Origin of the sequence: Providencia sp. PROV061 (assembly GCF_011045655.1) — a bacterium.
Lineage (GTDB): Bacteria > Pseudomonadota > Gammaproteobacteria > Enterobacterales > Enterobacteriaceae > Providencia > Providencia hangzhouensis.
Genome location: NZ_CP042861.1, coordinates 3,197,882 through 3,210,878 on the forward strand (window position 1 = coordinate 3,197,882; position 12,997 = coordinate 3,210,878).

Annotated in this window: 10 protein-coding genes; 3 read left to right on the forward strand and 7 right to left on the reverse strand. The window is 39.7% G+C overall.

Going from position 1 to position 12,997, the window contains the following annotated elements; all coding sequences use genetic code 11:
- Window positions 1-144: 144 nt before the first annotated feature.
- The 7 genes from ihfB to seqA form a co-directional block, all read right to left on the reverse strand.
- Complete coding sequence (gene ihfB / locus FVA72_RS14605) at window positions 145-432, reverse strand: integration host factor subunit beta (protein ID WP_004256221.1); 288 nt, start codon at window positions 430-432, stop codon at window positions 145-147.
- 56 nt (window positions 433-488) lie between these two features.
- Window positions 489-2,162: a 30S ribosomal protein S1 gene (gene rpsA / locus FVA72_RS14610; RefSeq protein WP_004909559.1), complete on the reverse strand. Its 1,674-nt coding sequence runs from the start codon at window positions 2,160-2,162 to the stop codon at window positions 489-491.
- Window positions 2,163-2,335: 173 nt separating this feature from the next.
- Window positions 2,336-3,019, reverse strand: coding sequence for a (d)CMP kinase (gene cmk / locus FVA72_RS14615; RefSeq protein WP_094960688.1), 684 nt, complete (start codon window positions 3,017-3,019; stop codon window positions 2,336-2,338).
- A gap of 187 nt (window positions 3,020-3,206) precedes the next feature.
- Window positions 3,207-4,484 (reverse strand): 3-phosphoshikimate 1-carboxyvinyltransferase, encoded by a 1,278-nt coding sequence (gene aroA, locus FVA72_RS14620; RefSeq protein ID WP_110591449.1) that lies wholly within the window; start codon window positions 4,482-4,484, stop codon window positions 3,207-3,209.
- Between the two features lie 121 nt (window positions 4,485-4,605).
- A complete protein-coding gene (gene serC, locus FVA72_RS14625) occupies window positions 4,606-5,697 on the reverse strand; it encodes a 3-phosphoserine/phosphohydroxythreonine transaminase (RefSeq protein WP_110591448.1) in 1,092 nt (363 codons plus the stop codon).
- A gap of 287 nt (window positions 5,698-5,984) precedes the next feature.
- Window positions 5,985-7,619, reverse strand: a complete 1,635-nt coding sequence (gene pgm, locus FVA72_RS14630; protein WP_094960685.1) for a phosphoglucomutase (alpha-D-glucose-1,6-bisphosphate-dependent) — start codon at window positions 7,617-7,619, stop codon at window positions 5,985-5,987.
- Window positions 7,620-7,675: 56 nt separating this feature from the next.
- Window positions 7,676-8,221 (reverse strand): replication initiation negative regulator SeqA, encoded by a 546-nt coding sequence (seqA, locus tag FVA72_RS14635; protein ID WP_004256238.1) that lies wholly within the window; start codon window positions 8,219-8,221, stop codon window positions 7,676-7,678.
- A gap of 325 nt (window positions 8,222-8,546) precedes the next feature.
- Here seqA and ybfF point away from each other — a divergent pair, with 325 nt between their 5' ends.
- From ybfF to FVA72_RS14650, 3 genes are all read left to right on the forward strand, one after another.
- Entirely contained in the window at window positions 8,547-9,323 is a 777-nt protein-coding gene (ybfF, locus tag FVA72_RS14640) for an esterase (RefSeq protein ID WP_110591447.1), read from the forward strand.
- Window positions 9,324-9,565: 242 nt separating this feature from the next.
- Window positions 9,566-11,671, forward strand: coding sequence for a peptidase domain-containing ABC transporter (locus FVA72_RS14645; protein ID WP_137019134.1), 2,106 nt, complete (start codon window positions 9,566-9,568; stop codon window positions 11,669-11,671).
- Window positions 11,668-12,996, forward strand: coding sequence for an HlyD family type I secretion periplasmic adaptor subunit (locus FVA72_RS14650; RefSeq protein WP_110591445.1), 1,329 nt, complete (start codon window positions 11,668-11,670; stop codon window positions 12,994-12,996). The genes FVA72_RS14645 and FVA72_RS14650 overlap by 4 nt, the downstream gene beginning before the upstream one ends.
- Window position 12,997: the final 1 nt, after the last annotated feature.

Here is a 12,997-nt window from a genome sequence, read left to right on the forward strand (position 1 = left end):
TGTTGGTGTTGGTGTTGGTGTTGGTGTTGGTGTTGGTGTTGGTGTTGGTGTTGGTGTTGGTGTTGGTGTTGATCAGAAATAAAAAACAGTGCCGTATAAAATACAAGCACTGTTTTGATGTAATAATTAAGATTTACAGCCCGATTATTGGCCGTAAATATTTACACGATCACGTAATTCTTTACCTGGTTTAAAGTGAGGAACATATTTACCTTCTAGTTCCACTTTATCACCAGTTTTTGGGTTACGGCCAACGCGTGGAGCACGGTAGTGAAGAGAAAAACTGCCGAAACCACGGACTTCAATACGCTCACCGTTAGCTAACGTATCCGCCATATGCTCAAGAATTTCCTTTACAGCTTCCTCAACGGTTTTTGCTGAAAGATGAGACTGCTGGCTAGCCAGTCTTTCAATTAATTCAGACTTGGTCATAGTACCTCCCTAAACTACCGTTACAAAGGGGCAACGCTACTGTTGCCCCCACTTAATTATTCGCCTTTAGCTGCTTTGAAAGCTTCAGCCATAGCATTGTTGCCGAATGCTGTATCTTCTTGTTTGTTCACAGCTGCGACAGCGTCTTTCTCATCAGCTTCGTCTTTAGCGCGAACAGACAGGTTGATTACACGGTTTTTACGATCAACACCAGTGTATTTAGCTTCAACATCATCACCAACGTTCAGAACCAGTGTTGCATCTTCAACACGGTCACGTGAAGCTTCTGATGCACGCAGGTAACCTTCAACGCCCAGTGTCAGCTCAACAGTTGCACCTTTAGCATCAACTGCGATTACTTTACCAGTTACGATTGCGCCTTTCTTAGTTGCTGCTAAATAGTTATTGAATGGATCTTCAGCTAACTGTTTAACACCTAAAGAAATACGTTCACGCTCTGCGTCGACTTGCAGAACAACAGCTGCGATTTCATCACCTTTTTTGTATTCACGAACTGCTTCTTCGCCTGCAACGTTCCAGGAGATGTCAGACAGGTGAACCAGGCCATCGATGCCGCCGTCCAGACCGATGAAGATACCGAAGTCAGTGATAGACTTGATTTTACCTTCAACGCGGTCGCCTTTGTTGTGAGTTTCTGCAAATTGCTGCCATGGGTTAGATTTGCACTGTTTCAGGCCCAGTGAGATACGACGACGTTCTTCATCAATATCCAGAACCATAACTTCAACAACATCACCAACGTTAACAACTTTAGATGGGTGGATGTTTTTGTTAGTCCAATCCATTTCTGAAACGTGAACCAGACCTTCAACGCCTTCTTCGATTTCTACGAAGCAACCATAGTCAGTCAGGTTAGTAACGCGACCAGTCAGTTTAGTACCTTCTGGGTAACGTTTAGCGATTGCGACCCAAGGATCTTCGCCCAGTTGTTTCAGACCCAGAGAAACACGAGTGCGCTCACGGTCGAATTTCAGAACTTTAACATTGATTTCATCACCAACGTTGACGATTTCGCTTGGGTGTTTAACACGTTTCCAAGCCATGTCAGTGATATGCAGCAGGCCGTCAACACCGCCCAGATCAACGAATGCACCGTAGTCAGTAAGGTTCTTAACGATACCTTTAACTTCCATGCCTTCTTGCAGATTTTCCAGCAGTTGATCGCGCTCAGCGCTGCTTTCAGATTCAATTACAGCACGACGAGAAACAACAACGTTGTTGCGTTTCTGATCCAGCTTGATTACTTTGAACTCAAGCTCTTTGCCTTCCAAGTGAGTAGTATCACGAACTGGACGTACATCAACCAGTGAACCTGGTAAGAACGCACGAATACCGTTCAGCTCAACAGTGAAACCACCTTTAACTTTACCGTTGATAACACCAGTTACAGTTTCAGCTTCTTCGTAAGCTTTTTCCAGCATCAGCCATGCTTCATGACGTTTAGCTTTCTCACGAGACAGGATAGTTTCACCGAAACCATCTTCTACTGCATCCAGAGCTACATCGATTTCGTCGCCAACTTGGATTTCTAGCTCACCCTGAGCATTTTTGAACTGTTCTACTGGGATAGCAGATTCTGATTTAAGACCTGCGTCAACAAGGACTACGTCTTTATCGATGGCAACAACAGTACCACGGACGATAGAACCAGGACGAGTTTCAATATTCTGCAGGGATTCTTCAAAGAGTTGAGCAAAAGATTCAGTCATATTAATGATCTTCAAGAGTTTTAAATTAACGTCCACTTAGCTTCCCGCCAAATGGGGTTGTTTCACATACCCCACAACATTCCATGTCGCAAGGTTGATGCTATGCTAATAATATAATCACATAGCGGTAACTGCGTATATTATCTAATTATAAGCTAAAATAAAGCCTATTATCACGATAATTGTAGAATTTTTTTTGCATAGGTGTGTGCTTTTTCAATAACTTCCTCAATAGACATACTTGTGGAATCCAGCACTAATGCGTCTTTCGCGGCAATAAGAGGTGCAACAGAGCGATTACGATCACGAAAATCCCGCTCTTCAATTTCGCTTAAAAGACGTTCAAAATTAACATCAAAACCTTTTTCTTGCAACTGCTTCATCCGCCGATGAGCCCGTTCTTCCGCGGAGGCATCAAGAAAAATTTTTACCGGTGCATCGGGAAAAACCACCGTTCCCATATCACGGCCATCAGCAATAAGCCCAGGATGGGTTCTAAATGCACGTTGGCGTCGAAGTAAAGCTTCACGTACGCGAGGAAAAGTGGCTGTTTGGGATGCAGTGTTTCCTACTGTTTCGGTTCTAATTTGATTTGAAACATCTTCCCCTTCCAGAATAACTTTCAGTACATTATCTTCAGGAACAAATTTCACATCTAAATTTGCAGCCAAGGGAACTAACGCATCTTCGGATTGGATATCAACATGGTGATGTAACGCAGCTAACGCTAATACACGATAAATTGCGCCCGAGTCTAAAAGTTGCCACCCAAACTCGTTTGCTAATGCTTGGCAAAGCGTACCTTTACCTGCTCCGCTTGGTCCATCAACGGTGATTACAGGGGCTATCGCCACCATAAAAAATCTCCTTTTCTGCAAATAGCCTAGCTACCCGCAATTAAAATCTGTGAAGGTATTATACCAATTCAGTAGATTTGTGAAATAAGCAGGTTCTGATGATTGCTAAAAAATAAGAAAAAGTTGATATTTGAATCGTAAAAATCAGGTTGATATCAAAGAAAATAATATCAACCCAATCAATAGATTAATGACTTAGACGTGCCAACTGTTCGAAGTAATCAGGAAAAGTTTTTGCAGTGCAGCCCGGATCCAAAATTGTTACTGGTGTATCTGATAATGCAACTAACGAAAAACACATTGCAATACGATGGTCGTTATAGGTTTCAATTTCAGCATGTTGTAATTTTTTCGGTGGAACAACACGAATATAATCATGCCCTTCTTCCACTTCAGCGCCAACTTTTCGTAACTCTGTCGCCATCGCATATAACCGGTCGGTCTCTTTTACCCGCCAGTTATAGATATTACGAATAACCGTTTCGCCTTCAGCAAACAGGGCAACCGTTCCAATGGTCATTGCCGCATCAGGGATCGCGTTCATGTCCATATCAATACCTGTCAACGTTCCGCGTTCACATTCAACGTAGTCATCACCCCAACGAATAGTCGCGCCCATTTTTTCTAATACGTTGGCAAATTTAGTGTCCCCTTGCAAACTATTGCGCCCAATTCCTGTTACACGCACTACGCCCCCCTTAATGGCGGCCGCAGCGAGGAAATAAGACGCTGATGAAGCATCACCTTCCACTAAATATTCGCCTGGTGATTGGTATTGTTGCTGCCCTTTGATAACGAAATATTCATATTGATGATTTTCGACATTAACACCGAACGTTTTCATTAATGCTAATGTGATATCAATGTAAGGTTTGGAGACTAACTCGCCAATAATTGTAATTGTTGTGTCTTGCTCTGCACGCGGTGCCGCCATTAACAGCGCAGTTAAAAACTGGCTAGAAACAGACCCATCGACTGAAATTTGGCCACCGATAAAACCACCTTTTAAACGTAATGGTGGGTAATTCTCTTGTTCCAAATATTCAATCTCTGCACCGCCTTCCCTCAGCGCATCAACCAAATGCCCAATTGGGCGCTCTTTCATGCGAGGCTCACCCGTTAAAATAATATTATTACGGCTTAGTGATAGTGCTGCAGTCAGTGGGCGCATTGCAGTTCCCGCATTGCCTAAAAAGATTTCTATTTCATCTGGATGAGATAAATTTCCACCTAAACCTTCCACACGACAACGTGTTTTATCTTCAGACAATTGGTAGTTAACACCTAGCTGGCTTAATGCATTCAGCATATGGCGAATATCATCACTGTCCAATAAGTTAGTGAGTGTGGTCGTTCCTTTAGCCATCGCTGCTAATAATAGTGCGCGGTTTGAGACACTTTTTGACCCTGGCAAATTAATTGTGCCGTTGATTGAAGAGATAGGTTGTAATGTCAGGGATTGCATAAAAAGCAGTTTCTCCAGTGAAGTTTTGCAAGTAAATAAAATCTGGCTCTATTTTCTTTTAAGTCAAATAAGAAGAGCACAGATAACCGACTGAACATCCTATTTCAGTCGGCAAATCTCATTATTGAGCGTTATGGCGTTCGAAATCAGCCATAAAATCAACCAAAGCCTGTACACCAGCTAATGGCATCGCATTATAGATTGACGCACGCATACCACCAGCCACTTTATGGCCTTTTAGAGAAAGTAAGCCTTGCTCTTTGGCTTCTTCAATAAATTTCGCATCAAGTGCCGGGTTTTGCATTTGGAACGGTACGTTCATCCAAGAACGGTTTTCAACCGCAACACGGTTAATGTAGAACTGGCTATCATCAATTGCATTGTAGAGTAATTGTGATTTTTCATAATTACGCTTAGCCATTTCTTGCAAACCACCTTGCTCTTTTAACCATTTGAAGACCATCCCCGCGAGATACCAAGCAAAAGTCGGTGGAGTATTAAACATTGAATCGTGTTTTGCTAATACCGTGTAATCAAATACAGATGGAGTCTGAGGCGAAGCTTTACCGAGCAGGTCTTCTCGAATAATAACGATAGTTAATCCAGCTGGCCCAATATTTTTTTGAGCTCCCGCATAAATTACACCATAACGGCTTACATCAATCGGTTTAGATAAAATAGAAGAGGAATAGTCAGCAACAATAATTTTATCTTCAGGGAAATCAGGTTCCTCATGAATAGCTAAGCCACCAATGGTTTCATTTGGGCAATAGTGAACATAAGCGGCATCATCACTTAATGGCCACTCTTTCATAGGTTTTAAATTAACAATGCCATCTTTTTCTTCAGTAATTTGAATTACATTAGGTGTACAGTATTTTTCAGCTTCTTTTGCTGCTGACTCTGACCAATAGCCGCTTACAATGTAGTCTGCGGTCGTTTTATCACCTAGTAAATTCATTGGTAACGTCGCAAAATGGGCTCGAGCTCCACCGTGACAAAATAAAACTTTATAGTTATCAGGGATGTTTAATAAATCACGTAAATTTTGCTCTGCTTCTGTTGCCACTTCGATAAAGTCTTTTCCGCGATGGCTAACTTCCATGACAGAAACGCCTAAACCCTTCCAATTACAAAACTCTTGTTCAGCACGACGCATGACTTCAACAGGTAGCATAGCTGGACCTGCACTGAAATTATAAACCTGACTCATTGACCTCACCCTATCCATCTTCAATTATGGTTAATAAAATTCACTCAGATAGTTAAAGTTGTACCACTCCAAGCCTTTAGCTGCAACGGTTATTGTCAGCAATCCCAAAAATGAAAGGGGGGTTATTTTTTGATAATGGGGAAAAGAATTTTGTTAATCTTGTCACACTCTCGACAAGCACCATTTTATGGAGAAATTAACAATAAATAAGCGATAATATCCCGAATTACATCATTGCGCTGTGTTTCGGGATATTCATTGAAATGTCTTTTATTGAAGATTAAAAATTAGCGAATAACTTTGCTTACGATCTCAATCGCTTCTTTTTCTATTTGGCGTAAATGCTCTTCTCCACGGAAGCTTTCACAATAAATTTTATACGCTTCTTCCGTGCCTGATGGCCTTGCTGCAAACCAGCCATAATCAGTCATGATTTTTAAACCACCAATTGGCGCATTATTACCGGGGGCTGCGGTTAAACGCTGTGTAATTTTATCTCCCGCCAATGTATCTGCGGCAACCATTTCCGGTGATAATTTACTTAGCTTCGCTTTTTCTTCGTGAGTAGCTTTCGCTTGAATACGGTTGTAAATCGGTGCCCCAAATTTTTTGGCAAGGTTATTATAACGCTGCTGCGGGTTTTCACCGGTAACCGCCGTAATTTCCGCAGCTAGTAAGCAAAGAATGATACCATCTTTGTCTGTTGACCAAGGTGTGCCATCGAATTTTAAGAATGATGCCCCAGCACTTTCCTCACCGCCAAAACCTAGTTGTCCACTGAATAACCCATCAACGAACCATTTGAACCCTACAGGCACTTCAACTAATTCACGACCGATATCATTAACAACACGGTCAATCATCGCACTTGAGACAAGTGTTTTCCCTACCGCAACATTTTTTCCCCACTGAGGGCGGTGTTGGAATAGGTAGTCGATTGCCACAGCAAGATAGTGATTTGGGTTCATTAAACCATCGGGGGTAACAATGCCATGACGGTCATAGTCAGGGTCATTAGCGAAAGCTAAATCAAATTTTTCTTTCATCCCAAGCAAACCCGCCATTGCCCAACTTGATGAGCAATCCATACGGATAACACCATCATGATCCAAAGGCATAAAACGGAACGTTTGGTCTAATTGGTCATTTACGATTTCAATATCTAATTGATAATATTCAGCAATTTTTTTCCAGTATTCAATACCGGAACCGCCTAGTGGGTCAACACCAATTTTCAAACCAGACTTAGCAATCGCTTGCATATCAACAACTTCGCCTAATGCAGAGACATAAGGCATAACCAAATCTTGCTGAATAACGTATTCACTCGCCATCGCTGTATCAAAATTGACTCTTTTAACCCCTTCCAGGTTATTGACTAGCAATTGGTTTGCATTTTTTTCAATAACAGAAGTTAAATCGGTATCAGCCGGCCCGCCATTCGCAGGGTTGTATTTAATACCGCCATCTTCAGGTGGGTTATGTGAAGGCGTAATCACAATGCCATCCGCAACATCTTGGTGTGATTGGTTATAACTTAAAATAGCGTGAGAGATAGCTGGAGTTGGCGTAAAACCATTATTTTCCTGAACAATTACATGAACTTGATTTGCCGCTAACACTTCAACCACTGTAATAAACGCTGCTTCTGATAACGCATGGGTATCTTTCCCTACAAAACAAGGACCTGTTACACCTTGCTTTTTGCGTAAATCGGCAATTGCTTGTGCAATGGCTAATATGTGGTTTTCATTAAAATTTTTACGCAACGAACTACCACGATGCCCTGATGTGCCAAACTTAACAGCTTGAGATGTATTATCGGGTTGTGGTTGCTGCGTATAATATTGAGCGGTTAATTGAGCGACATTGATCAAGTCACTTTGAAACGGAAGCTGCCCTGCACGTTCATGTATTGTCACTTGTTTTCTCCCAAAGCACTGATGCTTTGTTATCAACATCAGTGGCCTTTCAGTTTTTAAATAGTATTACAAACTTTTTCAATCACATTGGTTGGAAATTGCATTTCCTGCATGATCGCATCAACCATGCTACGTTTACGATTCGTATTCGTATTCGTGATCACCCAATAGGGTGTTCCTGGTATATGACGCGGCTTAGATTGCTTACCAGCTGCAAGTAATGTTTGTTCATCACCAGCAAAATAAATACGAGTTCGGCCATGCATTAACTCTGTTGCACTCGCAAAACGATTCGCATCTAAACTATATAAAGTAGATAAAATCAACATAAAGCGGTCAATCGCTTTACTTTTTTCTGCATAAGCGTCAGATAACAGAAGCTCTCTAATGACTCTAACAGGGTTTAATGCAACAGCAGGTGTACTCATCGCAGGTTCAGCCTTAATAACAGCATGTTCCTGACTAATTTCTTTTGCTTGTACTGGCTGCCCGGATTTGAAATTTAACATACGGCGCAAAATATCCGATGCACTTTCACCGATATGCTGTGTATGGCTCGCAATATAGCGGTAAAGCTCTTCATCAACTTCTATCGTTTTCATTTTTTCCCAGTACTTTTTTAACTAAAATTTGCGGTGTGATTATAAGACAGATTTAAAAAAAACAAAACAATTAAAATTTCAATAACTTAAAGTAAACATTATTCTAAGTTCAAAGATAATTCAGTGGGTTATCATGCCATGACTTCCAGTATTTTGCCTCAGTGATCAACTTCAATTTTCTGAAATTCATTGGCTAAGGATATTTTGATTATCGACTCATTGACTTACCTCAGCCAAAATCGCAGCTTATTTGACCATTTGGATTTTATTCATAGCCGTGACATGATAAGACCACATGTACCGCTGACGAATTGATCAAACAAATATGACTGTGTTACTTAACCATACTATCCATAAACCTGAAAATCCAATCTCAAATAGTCCTATTGTACTCATACATGGGTTATTTGGTGACCTCAATAACTTAGGTGTTTTAGGACGTAATCTACAACAATATTTCGATACGATTCAAATTGATGTTCGTAATCATGGTGACTCATTTCGTGATGAGCAAATGAGTTACCAACAAATGGCCCAAGATGTTATTACTCTAATAAAGTCTTTAGGTTACGAAAATGCTATTTTAATTGGTCACTCTATGGGGGGCAAAATCGCCATGGCGGCAACAGCAATAGCCCCTAATTTTATTAATAGTATCGTTGCTATTGATATGGCGCCTGTCGCTTACCAAGTCCGTCGTCATGATAAAATATTCGCGGCGCTTGATGCCGTCACAGCAAAAAATGCAAAAACTCGCCAAGAAGCTACTATGATTATGCGTGATTACATTAATGAGGATGGCGTTATCCAATTTCTGCTTAAATCCTTTAAGCAAGGTGAGTGGAAATTTAATTTACCTGCCCTAAAAGCTAATTATGAAAGTATTATTGGTTGGGAAATAGTACCCGCCTGGAATAAACCCGTGCTGTTAATCCCAGGAGGAAATTCCCCTTATGTACAAGCTGAATATAAAGAACAAATCGCACAACAATTTCCGCAAGCCAAAGCGTGGGTTGTTGCTGATACAGGGCACTGGGTTCATGCAGAAAAACCAGACCATGTTTTAAGAGCCATTCATCGTTTTTTATCTATCCCTGAATAATTGTTCACATTTAAATATAGATATTGAAAAGATATATAACTTTTCAATATCTTTAAATATATTTGTAGTTAAATATAATTACTTTATTAATTACATAATAAGACTAACTTCAATACACAGCGAATTACAAACCCTGTATTATCCAAATTCTACTCCACCTTATTACTATCTAGTGCATATTTTATCAATGCAAATTTGGAATTAAAAATTCAAATAACTTAAGGAATTTATTAATATAGAAAATGGATAGTCTCAAATCAAAATCAACATTATACTTCATTAGTGTTATTGCTAAGTTATCAGGGCAAGTAAATCCTAAAGAACTAGAACAAACACTCAATCAATCTATTGGTTATAATGAAAAACTTAACATTATTAAATCGAAACATGCCATTCGCTGTAGGAATAAATATCAGAAGAATAAAAATGTAACTAAAATCGTATGCCCTGCTATTTTATATAATACCAAAGGAGAAGCCATTCTATTAGCTAACTGCAATCAAGAACAAGTACTCATTCAGCAATTTGGGAATACGCCGCCAGAGATATGGAGTATTGATGAGTTAAATCAACAATGGAATGGTCATTGGTTAGAAGTAAACCTTAAGCAGGGTCAATTTGACATTACCTGGTTCCAAGTCGAATTTATGAAATACAAACCCATTATTTTGTGGGTTTTATTCTTTTCATTTATATTGCAAATACTCGCATTAGTTTCCCCTATTGTTATGCAAGTTATTATGGATAAAGTACTCGTTCATAATAGCTTAGTCACATTGGACGTTTTAATTTTTGGGTTAATTATTGCGGCGTTAATAGAAGTGACTTTGAAAGGGTTACGTGAGTATATTTATCATCACACTGTTAACCGCATTGATATGACACTGGGCTTGAAGCTGGTAAATCATTTACTGAGACTGCCTATTCCCTTTTTTAAAAGCAGGCAAATAGGCGCAATTGTCACCCGAGTAAAAGAGCTCGAAACTATTCGTGAATTTTTAACCAGCAGCTTTTTTACTCTATGTGTCGATGTGCTATTTTTATTTGTATTTATTTTTGTGATGAACTTGATCTCCACAACACTCACAATAATATTTTTGTGTTCTATTCCTTTTTATCTTTTATTAGCTTGGTGGTTAACACCTAAAATTGAATCTGCTGCACAGCAACAATTCACCAATATTGCCATCAATACCTCTTTTTTGACCGAAAGTATCAATGGGATCGAAACAGCCAAAAGCTTATCCGTCGAACCAAATTTCACTCGTCGCTGGGACGGCCAAACCGCTGATATGAGCCAAACTAACTTTGTATCAGGGCAAATAAGCTCCCGCTCTGAACATCTAGTGATGGCTATTGAAAAAATCACCAGTGCTATTGTTTTGTGGGTTGGTGCTTCTGAAGTTTTAGCGTTGCAGATGACGATTGGCCAGCTTATTGCCTTTTACATGATGGTTAGCCACGCTAACCAGCCCCTCATCAAACTAACTAAATTATGGGGGGACTACATTCGAACCAGTGTCGCTATCGAAAAGCTCTCCCAAATTATTAACTTACCTACCGAACAATCACAGCAAGAAAATAAGTTATCTCTTCAAGGGCATTTAAATCTAAAAAATATCTCGTTCCGCTACCAACCTAACATGCCATTTGTTCTAAAAAACTTTAATTTAAATATTAAAGCGGGAGAAACTATTGGTATTGTTGGGACATCAGGGTCAGGTAAGAGCACCCTCGCTAAATTATTACTACGGCTTTATACCCCTGAAAGTGGTGCTATTTTTGTGGATGGAACCCCCATGTCTGCGATTAACTTGCACTCCCTTAGACAACAAATTGGTATTGTTTTACAGGAAAATTTCTTATTCAGCCAATCTGTTTTTCACAATATCGCTCAAACCTCACCGGATGCCTCCATGGACGAAGTCGTTCATGCCGCCAAAATGGCGGGAGCACACGATTTTATTTTGAAATTACCAAAAGGTTACGACACCGTTCTTGCCGAGGGGGGAACATCACTTTCTGGCGGCCAACGCCAACGTATTGCTATTGCTAGAACACTGCTTTCCAACCCTAAAGTGATTATTTTTGATGAGGCAACTAGCGCTTTAGATGACGAATCCCAAGCCGTTATTCAAGAAAATATGCATATTATTGCAAAAGGAAGGACCATCATCACAATTGCTCACCGCCTATCAACTATTCGCCATCACCAGCGGATCATTGTGATGCAAAATGGTGAAATTATCGAGCAAGGTAGCCATCAGCAACTTATTGAACAAGGTAATTTTTATAAACATTTGTGGACTCTACAACAGTCTCTGAAATCAAACATGGACGTAAAATGAAACATCGATTAGACAAAAACCGTTATAACAGCTTTTTGCCTTCACACTTGGCGATATTAAAAACACCACCGTCTTACTTGGCACTATACGTCGCTATTTCTATTAGTGTAGGCGTTTTTATTGCTATAACTTGGTCGTTTTTTGGTAAGTTGGATATTCAAGCAACCACGCAAGGTAAACTTATTGTTTCAGGACGAACACAGTTAATTCAAGCGTTTGAATTAAGTCGTTTAGAACATATTCATGTCACTGATGGGCAAGTAGTAAAACAAGGGGATCCTTTAATAACTGTCAATGTATTAGGTGTTGACCAAGATATCCTAAGTTTAAATTACCAACATAACTTCCATGTAGCCGAAATATTAATTTATCAAGCATTGATTTCACAACAGCCTATTGAGCAATTACCTTTATTTAACCAATTAACTGAACTAGAACAAAACAATACACGGGCTAGCTATCAAACACAAAAAATAGAATTTGATTCATTAATTAATGAACTTAATAATGAAATTCAATTAAATACTGTCAATCAGCAAGCTAGAAAAGACGAATTACTCACTATCAATTCCCTCATCGTAAACATCAAAAAGCGCCTCGATGCACACCATTCGTTAACTAAAAAGCAGTTGATCAGCCAGAAGGAATTTTTAGAACAAGAGCGAGAACTATTAATCGCTAAAAAAGAAAAAGTCACCAAATTATCTGAGCTCTCAATTCTAAAAAGCCAGTATCAAGCCTTAAATGAAAAGGTAGGCAGAATTAAAGCCCAAAAAAACCAAGAGTGGGATGAAAAATACAAACAAGCTGACTTTAAGCGGGCTTCCCTTGAGCAAGAACTATTAAAAAATAAAGAAAGAAACCAATTAGAAATCATACGGGCTCCCGTTGATGGCACGATACAACAGCTTGCTACACACACTATAGGTGCAGTGTTACAACCCGCACAGCAGTTAATGGCTGTAGTACCTAATAATCATGTTCAACTAGCTGAAATTAAAATCTTAAATAAAGATATTGGTTTCATCCATGAAGGGTTAAGAGCAGAGGTGAAAATAGATGCTTTCCCTTACACTCGTTATGGCACAGTTGAAGGGGAAGTGATTTCCGTCTCTCGTGACAGTACTCTCGATGAAAATCTTGGATTAGTGTTCTTAGGGCAAATCGGTCTTAAGCAAAAAGAACTAGTAGTTGATGGTGAGTCTATTGAACTGACACCCGGTTTATCCATTGTGGCAGAAATAAAAACAGATAAACGCCGTATTATTGATTACTTACTTAGCCCAATCAATGAATACACCTCAAACGCGATGAGAGAAAAATAAT